The 16,543-nt window shown below is 47.0% G+C and carries 19 protein-coding genes; 10 read left to right on the forward strand and 9 right to left on the reverse strand.

All coding sequences use genetic code 11. The annotated features are described in order from the left end of the window. Positions 1 to 108 precede the first annotated feature (108 nt). The 3 genes from MESINF_RS12755 to MESINF_RS12765 all read right to left on the reverse strand — a co-directional run bounded on the left by MESINF_RS12755 (position 109) and on the right by MESINF_RS12765 (position 2,162). Positions 109 to 579, reverse strand: coding sequence for a tetratricopeptide repeat protein (locus MESINF_RS12755; RefSeq protein WP_169700416.1), 471 nt, complete (start codon positions 577 to 579; stop codon positions 109 to 111). 123 nt (positions 580 to 702) lie between these two features. Then, a complete protein-coding gene (locus MESINF_RS12760) occupies positions 703 to 1,614 on the reverse strand; it encodes an HAD-IIB family hydrolase (RefSeq protein ID WP_169700418.1) in 912 nt (303 codons plus the stop codon). A 23-nt stretch (positions 1,615 to 1,637) separates the two neighbouring features. After that, on the reverse strand, positions 1,638 to 2,162 hold the full coding sequence (locus MESINF_RS12765; RefSeq protein WP_169700420.1) for a cob(I)yrinic acid a,c-diamide adenosyltransferase: 525 nt from the start codon (positions 2,160 to 2,162) through the stop codon (positions 1,638 to 1,640). Positions 2,163 to 2,450: 288 nt separating this feature from the next. On the opposite strand from MESINF_RS12765, the gene MESINF_RS12770 reads away from it, so the two are divergent. From MESINF_RS12770 to lpdA, 7 genes are all read left to right on the forward strand, one after another. After that, entirely contained in the window at positions 2,451 to 2,690 is a 240-nt protein-coding gene (locus MESINF_RS12770; protein ID WP_169700422.1) for a sulfurtransferase TusA family protein, read from the forward strand. A gap of 19 nt (positions 2,691 to 2,709) precedes the next feature. Next, on the forward strand, positions 2,710 to 3,699 hold the full coding sequence (locus tag MESINF_RS12775; RefSeq protein WP_169700423.1) for a YeeE/YedE family protein: 990 nt from the start codon (positions 2,710 to 2,712) through the stop codon (positions 3,697 to 3,699). A 10-nt stretch (positions 3,700 to 3,709) separates the two neighbouring features. Further along, positions 3,710 to 4,066, forward strand: coding sequence for a DsrE/DsrF/TusD sulfur relay family protein (locus MESINF_RS12780; protein WP_169700425.1), 357 nt, complete (start codon positions 3,710 to 3,712; stop codon positions 4,064 to 4,066). 10 nt (positions 4,067 to 4,076) lie between these two features. Beyond that, entirely contained in the window at positions 4,077 to 4,430 is a 354-nt protein-coding gene (locus MESINF_RS12785; protein ID WP_169700427.1) for an intracellular sulfur oxidation protein, read from the forward strand. 10 nt (positions 4,431 to 4,440) lie between these two features. Continuing rightward, on the forward strand, positions 4,441 to 4,704 hold the full coding sequence (locus MESINF_RS12790) for a DsrH/TusB family sulfur relay protein (RefSeq protein WP_169700429.1): 264 nt from the start codon (positions 4,441 to 4,443) through the stop codon (positions 4,702 to 4,704). A gap of 72 nt (positions 4,705 to 4,776) precedes the next feature. Continuing rightward, positions 4,777 to 5,349, forward strand: coding sequence for a sulfurtransferase TusA family protein (locus MESINF_RS12795; RefSeq protein WP_169700430.1), 573 nt, complete (start codon positions 4,777 to 4,779; stop codon positions 5,347 to 5,349). Position 5,350: 1 nt separating this feature from the next. After that, entirely contained in the window at positions 5,351 to 6,712 is a 1,362-nt protein-coding gene (gene lpdA / locus MESINF_RS12800) for a dihydrolipoyl dehydrogenase (RefSeq protein WP_169700432.1), read from the forward strand. Between the two features lie 21 nt (positions 6,713 to 6,733). Here the strand turns inward: lpdA and MESINF_RS12805 are convergent, their stop codons facing one another. Continuing rightward, entirely contained in the window at positions 6,734 to 7,117 is a 384-nt protein-coding gene (locus MESINF_RS12805) for a hypothetical protein (protein WP_169700434.1), read from the reverse strand. A gap of 80 nt (positions 7,118 to 7,197) precedes the next feature. Here MESINF_RS12805 and MESINF_RS12810 point away from each other — a divergent pair, with 80 nt between their 5' ends. From MESINF_RS12810 to MESINF_RS12820, 3 genes are all read left to right on the forward strand, one after another. Then, entirely contained in the window at positions 7,198 to 8,859 is a 1,662-nt protein-coding gene (locus MESINF_RS12810) for a peptidylprolyl isomerase (protein ID WP_169700435.1), read from the forward strand. A gap of 274 nt (positions 8,860 to 9,133) precedes the next feature. Next, positions 9,134 to 10,459 (forward strand): TrpB-like pyridoxal phosphate-dependent enzyme, encoded by a 1,326-nt coding sequence (locus MESINF_RS12815; RefSeq protein ID WP_169700437.1) that lies wholly within the window; start codon positions 9,134 to 9,136, stop codon positions 10,457 to 10,459. A gap of 126 nt (positions 10,460 to 10,585) precedes the next feature. Next, the gene (locus tag MESINF_RS12820; protein ID WP_169700439.1) at positions 10,586 to 10,858 is read left to right on the forward strand and encodes an HU family DNA-binding protein; all 273 of its coding nucleotides are present in this window, start codon (positions 10,586 to 10,588) and stop codon (positions 10,856 to 10,858) included. Positions 10,859 to 10,873: 15 nt separating this feature from the next. Here the strand turns inward: MESINF_RS12820 and uvrC are convergent, their stop codons facing one another. The 5 genes from uvrC to MESINF_RS12845 are packed head-to-tail and all read right to left on the reverse strand — an operon-like array spanning position 10,874 to position 16,541. Next, positions 10,874 to 12,601 carry an excinuclease ABC subunit UvrC gene (uvrC, locus tag MESINF_RS12825; RefSeq protein WP_169700441.1) on the reverse strand — a complete coding sequence of 576 codons (1,728 nt, stop codon included), beginning with the start codon at positions 12,599 to 12,601 and terminating at the stop codon, positions 10,874 to 10,876. Then, entirely contained in the window at positions 12,591 to 13,127 is a 537-nt protein-coding gene (locus tag MESINF_RS12830; RefSeq protein ID WP_169700444.1) for a DUF501 domain-containing protein, read from the reverse strand. The genes uvrC and MESINF_RS12830 overlap by 11 nt, the downstream gene beginning before the upstream one ends. Then, complete coding sequence (locus MESINF_RS12835) at positions 13,097 to 13,912, reverse strand: 50S ribosomal protein L11 methyltransferase (protein ID WP_169700446.1); 816 nt, start codon at positions 13,910 to 13,912, stop codon at positions 13,097 to 13,099. The genes MESINF_RS12830 and MESINF_RS12835 overlap by 31 nt, the downstream gene beginning before the upstream one ends. Beyond that, the gene (gene rnc, locus MESINF_RS12840; RefSeq protein ID WP_169700448.1) at positions 13,909 to 14,646 is read right to left on the reverse strand and encodes a ribonuclease III; all 738 of its coding nucleotides are present in this window, start codon (positions 14,644 to 14,646) and stop codon (positions 13,909 to 13,911) included. Before rnc ends, MESINF_RS12835 begins: the two co-directional genes overlap by 4 nt. Beyond that, the gene (locus MESINF_RS12845) at positions 14,643 to 16,541 is read right to left on the reverse strand and encodes a transketolase (RefSeq protein WP_169700450.1); all 1,899 of its coding nucleotides are present in this window, start codon (positions 16,539 to 16,541) and stop codon (positions 14,643 to 14,645) included. Before MESINF_RS12845 ends, rnc begins: the two co-directional genes overlap by 4 nt. Between the last annotated feature and the right edge of the window lie 2 nt (positions 16,542 to 16,543).

Raw genomic sequence — 16,543 nt, forward strand, 5'->3', positions numbered from 1 at the left:
GGAGCGTTCTTCAATATCCACCTCCATTGTTCGTAAGCTTTATCGCTGTTCCTTTTTTCATGAAGGCTTCTCCCAGGTTCAAACGACTGTTCAGCAATATATCATCAACTACCGTACCCTTTGAATACAACTAAATAATTCTTTCGAAATCGGCGATCGATGTATCGAGTTTCCCGAAAAACCGGGAATGTTTATGTACGCGTTGGCTCGTATAAAGAGTATCATGATATTATCGCCGTGATTTTCGACCGCCCTATCGAGGTACTCGAAATCTTTGTTGAGATTGTGGAGCTTCCCGAAGGGGTTCCAGTCGTCCCCGGCCCTCAACAGGTGAGAAGATCCAAGATAAGAGGTTGCCAGATCTTCTTCTTCGTCTCTTATAAGCTTTTCGAAGAGTTTTATTACCTTCAAGACATAATCTTTGTCTCCCCGCACCCCGGCGTTGTGGTAAGCTATTCCTAGCTCAAATAAAAGACTCCTGTCTTCCGGATTGGCCACCAGGCTCTCGAGGCTTTCTATCTCTGTTGCCACGCATACACACGAAAAAAACACTAACAGAACCAGCACGGGCGTTCTCAAAAAAAGACCTCCAGATAGATTTTATCACGTGGCAAATGAAGGACCCTGTCTTCTGAAGTAATTGGACCGAATTTTCACCCGCATAAGAGTGTTCGTTCTGAAACGATACATCAGTGTCAGTATTTAGAGGTCCGCGAAAAAAACGGATATAGCTTTGGCCACTCCTCCCTCGGAATTTGAAGAAGTTATGTATTTGCTTTCTTCCTTCACGACATCCATAGCGTTTGCGACTGCTATGGGCATTCCCACCCTCCTCATCAGTGGAATATCTGCCAGATGATCACCTATAAAGACTACCTTCGATGGGGAAACACTATGGTACTCGAGAAAGCTGTCCAAAGCTTTTCCTTTAGAAATTCCCGAACCGAAAATCGAGAATAGCCCCCATCTTTCGCAATTTCTCTTCACATTCTCCAGGAGAGTCTTATCTTCGATCGAGTTCCAGTAATACTCCATGAAGGCCGAGTCGTCGCTAGTCTTGAGAAGCGTATAGCTGAAACCTCCCGGATAGTCAACAGACAATTCTTTCAAGATCGACGTGAGAGTCTCGTGAAGACCTGTAACATCGATCTGGATCAATCTTCTCTCTTCGGCTACCATATGGAGGTCATCGATATATTCAATTCTGTGAGAATAAGCCTTCAAGAAGGGCAGGTATGGATTCATTCTCAGCCTATCTTTTCTGAACCAGTCGGGAAGTTTGAGGCTGGCCTCTCTGAGAATGATATCGCAACTCCTCCCTTTCGCCATGTTGATTACCGCGTGCGCCAGATCGGGAGATACCGTTGTGCAATCGATGATTTTCCCTTTTCCAGTGATCACGAGCGCTCCGTTTTGAAGGGCGTGCGGACCTTCCGCAGATATTGAATCGAGATATCCACGAGCCATTTCGAAGTCCCTTCCGGTGAAGATACCGATAGGTATTCCCTTTTGCTTGAGATTTTTCAAAGCTTCAAGATTCTCGCTTGAAATTTTTTTATTTTCGTCTAAAAGCGTACCATCCAGGTCAAGGATGAGCGCGACGTATCTATTCATTCTGGCCTCCGCCAAACTCTTTATCAGAATTCGATTCCCTTTCTCGCCTTGACTCCTTTGGTGTAGTAATGTTTTATTTCTACCATCTCCGTTACAAGATCTGCTCTCTCTATGATCTCCTGCGGGGCCTTTCTTCCGGTCAGTACAAGTTCGGTGCGCATATTTCGCAGGTTCATGAGATTCAAAATGTCCGAGGATGAGATTAAACCGAAAAAATGCGCGATGAAGATCTCGTCTAGAATTACAAGACCGTAAGATCCTCCAGCAAGAACTTCTTCCGATCTTCTGAGGCCTTCTCGTGCTAGGCGGAAGTCCTCGGGAGAGGGGTTCTTTTCTATGAAGCAACCGCGTCCGAATTGCTCCAGAACAACGTTTGGCATCAGTTCGGCGATTTTCGTCTCTCCATATTCCATTCCCTTTATGAACTGGCCAATAAAAACGCGCATACCGCTTGCGGCAGCCCTCAGGGCAAGACCAAAGGCTGCTGTGGTCTTGCCCTTACCATTTCCCGTATAGACGTGCACGAATCCCGATTCTACGAATTTCATGCAAACCTCCATAGAGCTTTTATCAAAATACTTATTGTGATTTTAGCATCCTGTCATAAAAATACCCGGCCGAGAGAAAAGAGACTTCTATGATCTCGCTATCCTCCGAGATAGTACCTTAATTTACCAAGTTGTCATAATCATTCAAATATCGGGTAACTGTGGGAGGTTATCTTTCAGTTGGATCGACCCTGAATTTGCCCAATTTTCAATTATTAGGTTGCTCAAATGGGGTTTTATTTTTAATATAAAATGTGAATTATTTCACACCAAACTGGAGGTATGAATATGGCGAAGTATGATGTAACAAAATCAATCGATGTAAGAGGAGAAGTCTGTCCCGTGCCGGATGTCGAAACGAAAAGGGCACTCAAGAAGATGAAAGCCGGAGAGATTCTCGAAGTGTGGATCGATTACGCGATGTCGAAAGAGAGAATACCCGAAGCCGTTAAGAATCTCGGTCATGAGGTTCTCGAAATCGAGGAAACAGGCACCAGCGAGTGGAAGATCTATATAAAAGTCAAGTGATAGGCAGGAGTGAATGACTATGGCCTGGACTGGTCTCTTAATAGGGGTAATATTCGGTATCATTCTTCAAAGGGGAAGAGTATGTTTTAATTCGGCTTTCAGAGATATTTTGCTGTTCAAAGACAACTACCTGTGGAAACTAGGATTTCTCGCGGTAGGACTTCAGGCTATAACGGTTTTGTTCGTCGCCCAGATGGGTTGGATAAGAATAGCTCCCCCGACTCTGAACTTTTTCAGTAATATAGTGGGTGCTTACATTTTCGGTCTTGGAATGGTTCTGGCTGGCGGATGCGCATCCGGGGTCACGTACAGGGCCGGAGAGGGAATGACGACCGCGATGTTCGGAGCCGTTTTCTATGGTCTTGGAGCACTAGCAATGAGGAGCGGCATTTTCTCCGGCATAAGGACATGGGCAGCCGGTTTCAACATTACTGTTGCCGGAAACTCACCGGTATACTTCGATAAAGTCGGTCCTACTCTGGCGACTATATTCAACATCAATCCCTGGATACCTGCGGTTATAGTTGCAGCTTTGTTGCTCTGGTACACTCTTGGTACGAAGACCACAGATAGACCGACGAAGTTCAACTGGAAAGTAGCCGCTATAGCACTCGCTATACTTTCGCCTATCGCGTGGATAACGAGCGTAGCGGCCGGAAGAAACTACGGTTTAGGGATAACTGGCGGTTGGATATCGATCTTCGATACCTTCATATCAAACCAGCCTCTGAGATGGGATGGATACGAAATAATAGGCATAATACTTGGTGCATTGATCGCATCTCTTCTGGCCAAAGAGTTCAAGCTGAGAATGCCGAAGAACCCAAAGACGTATCTTCAGGTCATGGTTGGGGGTATAATGATGGGGGCCGGTGCAAATTTGGCTGGTGGTTGTAACATCGGGCACTTCCTGACGGGGCTCCCGACACTTGCGATCTCATCCATAGTTGCCAGTATCTTTTTGATTCTCGGTAACTGGACGATGGCGTACATACTGTACAGAAAGTGAGGCAGAAGTCTTGAAAATAACAATACAGACACTAGTTCCTCCGTACACTTACGAAGATCTGGATACGGCAATCAAACTAGCTGAAGCGGCCCTTAACAGGGGCCATGATGTTACCATATTTCTGTTCGCCGATTCGATTCTCTCGACAAACAGTTTTGTGAAACCGATCAGGGTAGATAGAAACATTCCGGAGAAACTGAAGTCCCTGATAGCCGAAAAAGGTTTGAAGGTAGAGATCTGTGGAATCTGTATGGACTACAGAGGAGTTACCAAGGACATGATAATTCCCGGCTCCAACCCCAGTGGACTGCCTGAGCTTGCGACCCTTATTTACAGCAGCGACAGGTTCGTGAACCTGATGGCTTGAGGTGATGGTGATGAAAAAGATACTATTCGTTGTTTATCAGGCGCCGGGCGGCTCTATATGGGTAAACGAGGCCTTCAGGACCGCGTTCGGGATGTACGGAGAAGATATCGAACCTTCGGTGCTTCTGGTGGAAGAGGCAACAGTCGCCCTATCGAAGAAAGCTCAGCCGGAATGTCTCGGTCTGCTTCCGATATCGATCTGCTTCAGATTTATCAAGAGGTACGAGACCGAGGTTTACGCTATCAAAGAACACGTGGAAAAGTTCAAGATAAAGGAAACTGAAGAGAGTTTCAACGTTAGGCTCATCGATGAGAAAGAGCTCGGCGATTTTCTCCACAGCTTTGATAACGTAATTTTCATGTGAGGTGTTTGGTATGGCCCTTATTGTAATAAAATACGGCAAGCAGAACGTTGCTGAGAGCTTGAAGTTTATGGCCACAAGGAAGGGTGACAGTGTTGTCCTTGTTCAGGACGGAATCTTCTGGGCTCTGGATGAGCTAAATACCGAGGCCGAGGTTTTTGCGATTATCGACGATGTGAAGGCCAGAGGTTACAGCGCCGATGATTTGACCGTTCCCTCGATCACCTACGATGAATTTGTAGAGATAATCGAAAAATCTGAAAAAACTATCGGTTAATTGATGGTTTTGAAACCCGAGAGATGCTCTTCATAGAAGGGCACCTTTTATTGAAAGGGATAGTGGATTTCCATGGCAAACCTAAAATTACCTGACCTGTTCAAAGTCTTCGCCAATCAAACAAGGATAGAAATCGCGACTCTGATAGTCGATAATTGTATGACAGCCTCGGAGATATCTGAAAGACTTCAGATGGATCTTTCCACAATCTACAGACATCTTCAACACATGAAAAAACGAGGAATATTGAACTCGAAGTTCTCTAAAGGAGTCGAGAGATTCGATTTCAGTTCTCCTAGAATATACAGATTGTTTGAAGAAGCGGTATCCTTCATCAGCGAAACTAAGGAATACAGGTTCCTGGACTGTTCAAAAGGTATTTGCCATCATTATCTTGGAGAAATGGGTGTCGATGTTAAACCCGATCTTCTACTAGATATGCGCGGTGAGTCCTGCCCGGTTCCGGATATGCAAACGAAAGTGACTCTCTCCGAGATGGAAGAGGGAAAGGTTCTATTGGTCATAGTGGATTACCCACTTTCCGGCGAGAGGATTCCCGTATCCGTTCAAAGGGAAGGGCACGAGTTTCTCAAGAAAATCATCGATGATAATGGCGACATTAAGATCTATATAAGGAGGAAATGAGATGTACGATGCTATCGTTATAGGGGGAGGCCCTGGAGGATACGTCTGTGCTATAAGGCTTTCTCAGCTTGGAAGGAAAGTGGCTCTTGTGGAGAAGGAATATCTGGGGGGCACCTGCACAAACTGGGGTTGCATACCGACAAAGGCTATGCTGACCTCGGCCCATCTGTTTTCCGAGATAAAGGATAAATCGAAGAGACTGGGCATCGATGTCTCGGATCTCAACTATCGACTCGATGGAATCATGTCACACATGAACAGGACTGTGACCACTTCACGCAAAGGAATCGAGCTACTGCTGAAGAAAAACGGTGTCGATTTCTTCAAAGATAAAGCCTTAGTAAAAGACCCCCACAGTGTACTCCTTGAAAAGGACAACTCCTTGTTGGAGACAAAGAACATAGTCCTTGCCAACGGATCAGAACCGTCAATGTTCCATCCATTCAGCAATGTCGAAGGGATATGGACGAGCAACGATGTGTTCAAGCTGAATGAGATGCCTTCGAGTCTTGCCATAGTGGGCGGCGGAGTCATCGGAGTTGAGTTCGCAACTTTCTTCAGCACCTTCGGAGTCAAAACGACCGTCATCGAGTTGGCCGAGCATATTCTGCCCTATGAAGATACAGATGTGGCGGAGGAGATAAAGAAGGCCCTGAAGAAAAAAGCTGTTACCGTTCTCGAGAAGACAAAGGTCGTATCAGTCGAGAAGCTCGATAAGGGTTATCTTCTCAATACGGCGGGTGAGGAGGAAACTACGATCGAGGCTGAAAAGCTTCTGGTAGCGGTAGGCAGAAGAGCAGTTCTCTCCGATGACATAAAGAATTTGGGCGTGGAAATTGGAAGGGGTGTCGTAACGGACGGACATATGAGGACTAGCGTACCAGACGTTTACGCGATCGGTGATATCAGGGCCGGTATTATGCTTGCGCACGTCGCCAGCTACGAAGGGATAGTGGCGGCACACAACATAGCGGGTGAGGATCTGGAGATGGATTATTCAGCAGTCCCCTCGATAATTTTTTCAAGTCCAGAGGTTGCTTCTACGGGTTTGAGAGAAAGCGACCTCAAAGGCAGGTCCGATGTTGTTGTCTCCAGATTCCCCCTGAGTGCCAACGGACGGGCACGGACTATACTAGAGAGTTCTGGCTTTGCCAAAATACTGGCCGAACACGAAACCGGGAAGGTTCTGGGTATGAGTATAGTCTCTCCCTCGGCTACCGATTTGATAATGGAGGCCGTGATCGCCGTGAAGAACGGATTGACCGTAGAGCAACTGGAGAATTCGATCCATCCTCACCCAACTTTGTCGGAAACTGTTCTGGGTGCACTTGAAGGAGTAGAGGGCAAGAGCATTCATATATAAAGAGGCCGCAAGGCCTCTTTTTTATTCCCAACTTTTACTCTCAAAACTGGTTATACCGGACAGGGCGGCTTCTTTATCTGGAAACTCGGTCGTCTCTTTACCCTCGTTGCGGGAGTCGATCGTGTAGTACTCATCCGCGGGAGCGAAAACGCAGATCTGAGCTGCCCTGTAATTCCAGAATCTCATACCACATTTATCACAGAGATTAATATCTTCGACGTCCCTTTTGAAATTTACCTCTCTGTTGTACCTCCTGCAGAAGGAGCGATTTTTTTCGTCTGCGAAAAAGTATATCGCCTGAGGTTGATGGGATCTCTCACCTCCTGCAAGTTCTGCTTCCTCGCTATTCAACCATTTCCTGGAGGTTGAGAGAAAACTTTCGAGATTCAAACCCTTCTTTTCCAAAACTTTCACCTCTAATTGTGACACGCAGAACCCAATGAAATGTTATCATGAATATACCAAATACACGAGGGGGAATTATTTTGAAAAAAGCGATACTGATAGTTTTTCTGGCAATTTTCTCATTTACTCTTTTTGCAAGCGATTATGCTGCAAAGCTTACCAGAGCAGGTGAGGTTCTATCTCAGGACTTCTGGGTATCCACCGAGGAACTTCAGCAGGCACTCGATGCAACAATTGCCAACGCCCGAAGCCAAGGTGTCGAGCTTGACCCTTACTTCGACAATATGTATCTGCCGAGCAAAGTCGCTTTGAAGCTCATGTTGGTTTCATACATCGTTGACGAGAAAATTGTCGATATCTATGCTCTGGAAAACTCGTTGCTACCGGACGAAAGCGAAGTCGAAAGCGAGACCGACGCTATGCTTTCCCAGTATACATCGAGTCCCGAAATAGTTACGCAGATAGAAGCGATCTACGGATCGATAGACAATTTCAGAAAGGAGATAAGAAACTACGTTTACCAGTCTCTTAAAGCAGGTGTAGTTCAGGATAACATCGCGCCTTTGAACGATGAGGCACTCACGGCTTATTTCGAGCAAAACAAGGAAAACCTGAAAAACAGCTATGAATATATAAGGGCCAGACATATTCTTTTGAGTGACGAAGCCACAGCGACAAGCCTAAAGAACAAAATCAACGCCGGGGAAATCACTTTCGCAGAGGCGGCCCTTCAGTTTTCAATCGATTCCGGTACGGCTGCAAACGGAGGCGAACTCGGTACAATCCAGAGAGGCCAGACCGTCGCGGAGTTTGAAGAGGCTATACTGACAGCTCCCATAGGTGAACTGTACGGGCCGGTGAAGAGTCAGTTCGGTTATCATCTCATAATAGTCGAAGAGCGTAAGTCGATCGAATCGTTGAACGATATAGTTTCCGATCCTCAGAATTACAACGATTTCGTTTCCACCTATCAGAACGATACTTACTCTGCCTGGATAGAAAAGTATATAGCCGATAACGCTTTCGACTATGAGATACTCGATCCCGAACTGCTTCTGTACGATGATTATACAAAGGTCATGAACGATGAGAGCAGTGCGACGGCAATGGTTGTTGAACTGGCGGCAAAACTATTCGGGCCTTCAACGACAGGAAATCCATTGCCTATTGAATACGCGATCTTCATTCAGCTCTCCGATTCTCTGGGACTGACGGAAAATCCCAATTACAAACTGGCAATAGAAAAACTGTACGAGATCGGCGAAAAGCGTGGAATGATCATGGAACTGATCTTCCAGCTCAAAGGAGATGACCCGGCGGTGGCAACCGATTACTACAACGGCTGGCTAATCGAGCTAGAGAACATCTTCGCCGATCCTCAGCTGTTTCAAACACAGCTGAGTCAGTACGGAGAGAGTTTCGTTCAGTACGTTTTCAACACCATAGACCAGATCGATGCATCTCTCGGACAGCTTCTTGCCGGAGAAATGAAAGCGGAGACTCGAAAGGCGGCTCTCGATGTTTTGCTGAGAAACAACAGTCTGGCCCTGGATCTGAGTTACGATCCTGCATGGCAGAAAGAGAAGCTTGCCGCAAGACTTGTCTATCTCAAGGATTATTTTGTTCTAGAGCCTTCCAGCGATATTCAGTACGAGATAGACAGTATTACATCGCAGCTTGAGACTCTAGAAACCCAGGATTCAACGCCAACTGATACCGGAGAAGCCACGTCCACAGATTGACGCTGCCGTAATTTCAATGGCGGGGATCTCGTGAAAAGAGATCCCCGTTTTTATGTAATCTTTACGTATCATCGCTTGACTGAATAGGGTAAAAAATAGTATAGTTAATCATGCGAAGTAGAATCGATGTGACTAATGGTTTGAGTTCTTACATACTGAATAAGTTCTGGTGGTGGGTTAGCCCCTTTGATGGGGGTTAGCCTTTTGCTATAAAGGTAAACCCATTGAAGGGGCTCTCGTGATGAGAGCCCCTTTATTTTTAGGAGGTAAAGGCATGAAAAAGAGAATCGTGGTTAATCTACCTGTCGAGGAACTTCCAAAGAGCTGGTACAACGTGAAGGCCGATCTGCCTTTCAAAATGGATCCGCCGCTCAACCCGATGACGAAGGAGGTAATGAACCCTGCCGATATGACGGCTATCTTTCCAAAAGCCATCGTAGAACAGGAGATAAGTGAAGAGAGGTTTATCGAAATACCGGAACCTGTATTAGATGAATACGCCGTGTACCGTCCCAGCCCATTGATAAGAGCAACTTTTTTAGAGGAGTTTCTTAGAACCCCTGCCAGAATTTACTACAAATACGAAGGCAACTCCCCCACTGGAAGCCACAAAACCAACACCGCCATAGCGCAGGCCTATTTCAACAGGGTCGAGGGGGTCACCGAACTGACGACAGAAACAGGCGCCGGTCAGTGGGGCAGCGCTCTCTCTTATGCTGGAAGAAAGTTTGGATTAACCGTGAGAGTCTTCATGGTAAGGAACAGTTATGAGACCAAGCCTATGAGACAGCATATGATGAGAATGTTCAACGGAACAGTGGAACCGAGTCCAGGAGAAAACACAGAAAGCGGAAGGAACTTCCTCAAGAACGACAAAAACTATCCCGGTTCTCTTGGAATGGCCATAAGCGAAGCCGTAGAAATCGTACTGAATTCCAAAGATAAAAAGTACTCGCTGGGTAGCGTGCTCGATCATGTACTACTCCATCAGACCGTCATAGGACTTGAAGTTGAAAGGCAACTAGAGATTTTGAACGAAAAACCGACCATTATGCTTGGCTGTCATGGTGGGGGTTCAAACTTTGGAGGTTTTGTTCTTCCATTCATTAAAAGAAAGCTTGAGGGAGAGAAAATCGAATTCGTCGCCTGTGAACCAGAGTCCTGTCCCTCTCTCTCAAAGGGCGAGTTCCGGTACGATTATGGTGACAGCGCAGGTTTGACGCCCATGTTAAAAATGTACACACTGGGCAGGGATTTCGTGCCACCGACCATCCACGCCGGAGGACTTAGGTATCACGGAGCGGCCCCCTTAGTCTCCAGATTGGTTAAGGAGAAGATAGTCACACCGGAAAACTTCCCACAGGAAGAAACTTTCAAGGCAGGGATACTCTTCGCGACGATCGAGGGCATAATACCTGCTCCGGAATCATGTCACGCAATTGCCGGAGCGATTAGAAGAGCTATCAGTGCTAGAGAGAGAAGAGAGGAAGAAGTCATCGTCTTCAACCTTAGTGGGAGCGGTTTATTAGATCTCTGGTCATACGCGAATATTATTGAAAGCAACGAAAGACTTCTCGAGCTTGAAGGGGTCAAGGGTTGATCGGAAAAGGATGGGTTTTCTGAATGTATTTTATTCAGAGGATTTGCGCAACGCAGCCCTTGCAATACTTCTCCATAAGATGTTAGAATATTGATGACATCTGAATTCTAGCCAGGGGGTGTTTACGTGAATAAGAAGGAACTTATCAACGAGCTTTCCACAAGGACCGGTTACACGAAGAAGGTTTCCAGCGATCTGATCGATACCTTCGTCGATATCGTCGGTGATAAGCTCGCAGATGGAGAAGAGGTAAAACTGGTCGGTTTTGGCACTTTCGAAGTGGTGGAGAGAAAACCTCGAAAGGGAGTCAACCCGAGAACCAAAAAAGCAATAAAGATCCCCGGTGCAAAGGTTCCAAAGTTCAGGGCCGGGAAAGAACTAAAGGAAAAAGTGCAATAGTTATAGAAGGTGGAGCTAGTCTCCACCTTTTCTTTCTATCCAATTCCGCACTTCTTCCACAGCTTTTCTGTTTTTTAGAATTGCGTAAAGATCTTCCTCCGAGGCTTCTACTATTCCAGGGATACCTCCAAACGCCTTGAGCAGTTCCTTTTTTCGTTTCGGACCTATTCCCTTTATATCATCGAGTTTGGAGCTTCGATACCTCTTCTCTCTCAGTACCCTGTGATAATTCACGGCAAACCTGTGTGCTTCAGCGTCAATCGAAATGATCATCCTCAGCACCGGATGATCCTGCGGAAGCAATATTCTCCCCCTTTTATCGGGGAAGACCAGCTCGTTGAACTCTTTGGCGAGCCCGACGATCTCGTACCCGCCTATTCCTATCTCCGAAAAGGCCTTTTCGACTGCCCTCACCTGTGGCTCGCCGCCATCGATCAACAGGAGGTCTGGCAAAGGATGTTTCGAATACCGACGCTTCACGACAATCGCAAGCGATTCGAAGTCGTTCGGTTCGGTGATCCCGCTTATTCTGTACCTTCTGTACTCGGTTTTGTTAGGTTTGCCGTTGTCAAAAACCACAACCGACGCCACCGTGTATAGTCCCTGAGTGTGCGAGATATCAATACCTTCGATACGGGAAGGAAATTTGCCCAAGCCTAGTATTTGTTGCGCCTGCTTCAGAGAATGCGAGGCATTTAGGCGCATTTTCAGTTCTTCATCGATATTTTGATAGGCTATCTGGAGCAACCTGATCTCCTGATCGTCCCTGGGTTCTCCGATGTACGAGAAGTCCTTCTTGAAAGGTTTGAGATCGGACTTGCTCAATCCATAAACTATGAGGCTTTTCGGCAGTCTATTGCCCTTTGCGTAGTAGAATTGTGATATGAAATCTACCGGTGTACCGTCAGGAAAGTCGAAAACTAGCTTTCCAAGAAGCATCCCACCACGAACTTGTAGAAGCGTCGCCAGTCCCGAGGAAACGACCAGTATATCGGCCTTCAGGTCGTAAGAGGCCTCCACACCCTGAAAGGTGTAGAGTTGGTCCATCGAGTTCAATATATCCCTTATCTCTGCCGCGCGTTCAAACTGGAGAGTCTGAGATAGGATGTTCATTCTCTCGAGCAGTGCCTGACGGACCTTTATAGTGTCTCCTTCCAGGAATTCCTTTAGGGATTCAAGCCGGTTCGCGTACTCTTCCCGTGTTATCTTCCCAGCGCAAGGAGCTGAACACATCTTCAAATGGTACAGAAAGCAGGGCTTCTTGACCTTCGAAAGATCAAACGTACAGCTCCTGATGCCAAAAATCCGCTGAAGCAATTCCAGAATGCGTCTGACCAGCCCTGTACTGGTATAGGGTCCGAAGTAGGTGCCAGGCCGAGCTTTGACTCTTGTTATTTCTAGGTAGGGATATTCGTCGTCGGACAGGTAGATGTAAGGATAGACCTTCGAGTCTTTAAGCAATACGTTGAATTTGGGCTTCTCTTTGAAAATGATATTCGCTTCCAATAAGAGCGCTTCTCTTTCTGAGGTTACCAGAATGAACTGGAGATCGAAGGCTTCGGTGGCTATATTCCTGACTTTTTCGTTTTTCGACCATGTGGATTTCCTGAAGTACGACTGGACACGGCGACGGAGTTTTTTTGCCTTTCCTACGTATATAGTTTCACCTTTGTCGCTTTTGAATATATAGACGCCCGGTTCCTCGGGTAATTGCGACACTCTCTCGAGCAAGCTATCGTTCATTTCTCCTCAACAACTCCAGACAGATGACTCTTTCACCCCTACATTCCTTCTCGCTCAGAGACTCCCAGACATCCCTTCCGACGGGGTTTGAAACCCCACCGAGATAATTGGCCAATTGCAGGTGCAGACATTTGATCTTGAGATGATTTGCTATACCACCTATTCCGCTTCCGAACAACTTCTCTTTCTGCCACTCAGAAAGCTCCAATCCCACCAGACTCTCCCTCTTTACGAGTACTGTTTCTTCATGTGCCTTCAGGTATCTTTCGCGGTAAGATTCCTCTTTCTCGATCCTATCTTCGAATTTTTGAATCAAACCATTGCTTTCCATAGTCGAGACCAATCTTCTCAACAGTGGACAGGTAAGCCAGAAAAGAGTTGGGAAGGGTTTCCCACCCTGTATCAACTTCGACCGAATCACCTGTGGATATTCCCATTTGCAGGACCTGACAGTTGAAAAGTCGTTCTTCAACTCTCTAGCCAGCTGGAGAGATACTACCTTTTTTTCAGGAGAAGAGCTTTCCAATCACCATCTTCCTCTGTATCATCGATCGTGAAATCTTTATCGACGAGTTTCGAAATCGATCGTATCTTCTCTCCGTAAATTCCCGAGATCACTATCGAACCATTTTCCCTCAAAAACCTCTTCAGATCTCCGACAAAGCGTTCCAGAAGCTCAGCGATCATGTTCGCTATTATCAGATCGAAAGACTCGCCTTCTGAAAGCGCCGAAAGGAAATCGGATTTAACGACTTCGACGGAGACCCCGTTTATTCTGGCCGTCTCGAGCGTTTTCTCCAGCGCGCGATCATCTATATCCAACGCGATGGCTTCCGAAGCGCCGCATTTCATGGCCAATACTGAGAGTATCCCCGTTCCGCACCCCACATCGAGAACACGATCGCCAGGACGAACGGCTTTTTTTGTGAGAGAGGCTGCAAGTCTTGTGGATTCGTGAAACCCAGTTCCAAAAGCCATCCCCGGTATAAGACCAATCTCGTTCAGGCCTTTGACCGGTCTCTCTTCCTCCAGCGGAACTACGGTGATCCCATCATAGAGTGAAAATGGTTGGAGTGTCTGACGCCACTTTTCGTACCAGTCCTCTTCGCGCGTAAAGCCGAGATCCGCAAGCTCCACCATTGAGAGAAACTCCGGCAGGTTCTCGTCCTCGGCCAGTATGACATGAAGTGTTACGGTTCTGTCGGGCAGTTCCTCAAAATAGAGGTTCATGAAGCCTTCCTCCCAGCTCCAAGCCTCAAAAAGGTCCCGCTCTTCTTCTTTAATGACGGTAAACAGGTGCCTGTACTTCATGGTAGATCCTCCCGATCCATCTTTCCCTCAAGGATAGCCTCAAGAGCTTTCCTGGCGGCCGACTGCTCAGCCGCTTTTTTTGTTCTGCCTTCCCCGATTCCCAGAAGCCTATCTTCTACTACTACCTCCACTTTGAATGACTTGTCCTGCGGTGGTCCATCTTCCCGAATCGTCGTATAAGAAGGACGTGAACCGAAACGGGCCTGCGTTAACTCCTGAAGAGAGGTTTTATAGTCCAGTACCAGGGCACCTTCTACCGCTTTGTTCAAATAATGGGACAAGCGCTCTCTGACGAAATTCAGGGCCGTTTCTAAACCGTTGCTCAGGTATATCGCTGCCAGAAGCGCTTCGAAAGCGTCTGCGAGTATAGACTCCCTTTCTGCCCCGCCAGTATGTCTTTCGCCTTTTCCGAGAAAGATATATTCTCCAATCCTGAGTTCTCTGGCCACTTTGGAAAGAACCTTCTCACTGCCCACCATGGCTCTGATTTTCGACATCTCGCCTTCCGAGAGTGCGAAATTTCTGTAAAGAAGCGTCGCGAGAGAAAACTCCAGAACGGCGTCTCCCAGAAACTCCATTCTCTCGTTGGACTCGAGTATCCTGGATGTGTTCTGCGCGAGCTCATTGGTGAAAGACGAATGACACAAAGCTTTGAAGATCAATTCACGATTGGCGTTTATCGAATTGATCGAACAGAACTCAATTACCTTTTTTTCTTCTTCTTGGTTCATCATTGACTCGAAATTTCCCTCACCTTTTCGACGATACTGTCTCTTGAAAGCCCCACCAGATCGTACAGCTTTTCGTTGTCGCCGGAGTACATATATCTGTCTACACCGATCTTAACAAACTTCTCTGGCAGAAATCCCTTTCTCACGAAATACCCTTCAACTATCGAACCAAGTCCCGTGTCGATGTTGTGATCCTCGAGCGTTATAACTGTTCCAGTAAGGTAATCGCTCACACTATCGAGATCCGAAGCAAGCGGGGCGCTGAGATTCAACACCGTTACTTCCAGACCGTCTTCCTTCAGTTGATCAGCCGCCAGAACTGCCTGGTGTGTGACCTGACCGGTCGAAAGGAGCGTTATGCCCTTTCCTTTCCTGATTATATCTATCTTGCCGTATTCGTATTCGTAATTGCCTCCAAAGAAAGGATTGCCGTTCTCATCGGTTATAGGATACATGGTCGATCTTCCCATGGCGATTGCACAGTTACCCTGCATTTGGCTCATGTACCTCACGGCTCTATCGGTCTGGTTGGGGTCGGCTGGAACGATCAGGCCGAAACCGAAGAAGTTCCTCAAAGCTCCTATGTAATCCAGGCAGTGATGGGTCTTTCCATCCTCGCCGACGTCTATTCCCACGTGCGTGACGGCGACTTTAACGTTGGCCTTGTTTATGTCGTTCAATCTCTGCTGATTGTAGGTCTCGTCGATTCCGAAGACCCCAAAATCCGCGAAAAAGCTGAGAGTTCCGCATACCGAGGCGGCACCTGCGACAACGGCTGCGTTGTGTTCCTGCACTCCAATTTGTATGAAGTTCTCCGGCCAGACCTTCTCGAATTCATTCACCTTGGTCGAAGGCTTCAAGTCGCAGTCGAAAACCACCACAGGGGTCCCGTTCCTGTTGGCCCTTCCGATATCTGCCAGAGCCTTCCCGAAGGCCGACCTGTTGTCAGTTTTTTTATCCACGGGGTAAGTGATCGGTGTGCCGGTAATGGGCTTTATGGGCTCATCGATGGGCTTAACCGGTTCGTGGTAGGAAGGTAAAGTCTTTCTCATTTCTACATATTTATCGAGATCATTTTCGAGCCCGAGCTCTTCGAGAGCCTTCGCGGCGGTTTCGAGACTGAGAGGTTTTCCATGGTAAGAGACATCACCCTCCATGAAGGATATCCCCTTTCCCATAACTGTATTGCAGACCACCGCAACGGGTTTTTTGCCCCCGAAGGATCTCGAAATTGCCTCCGTTATCTGGTAATAATCGTGTCCATCGACTTCGATCACATCCCAGCCATCGGCAAGATAATCGGCCTTGATATCAACGTACATAATATCTCGTGCCCTGCCGGATATTTGGGCATCGTTGTAATCAATGACTACAACCAGGTTGTTCAGTTTGTACTTGACGGCCGTTCTTCTGGCCTCGCTCACCTGTCCTTTAGCCTGTTCGGCATCGCTCATAGCCACGAAGACTCTGAAGTTTCTGCCGGTCAGCTTCGAGGCCAGGGCCATGCCAACACCTACCGAAAGTCCCTGACCGAGATTGCCAGTTGTCCATTCTACGCCGGGAATTCCTCTGGTGATGTGTCCTTCGAATATGGAACCTGCATGTCTGAAGCCAGATATGACTTCGTCGATGTTAAAAAAACCCAACCTTCCTAGAGCGGCATAAACTCCCGGAGAAGTATGACCGTGGCTTACGATGACCCTATCCCGGTTCGGATCGAACGGTCTTGAAGGGTCTATATTTGCTTGCTTGTATATAGATAGATACATATCTATCGAAGACATCGATCCGCCGGGGTGACCTGAGTTGGCAATCGTTGTCATCTTTATTATGTCTCCCCTGCAGATTCTCCCGAGTTCTTTGAGTTCTTCAATTCTTCTATCAATGTTTGCTGTCATTT

Origin of the sequence: Mesotoga infera, assembly GCF_900157305.1 — a bacterium.
Taxonomy (GTDB): Bacteria; Thermotogota; Thermotogae; order Petrotogales; family Kosmotogaceae; genus Mesotoga; species Mesotoga infera.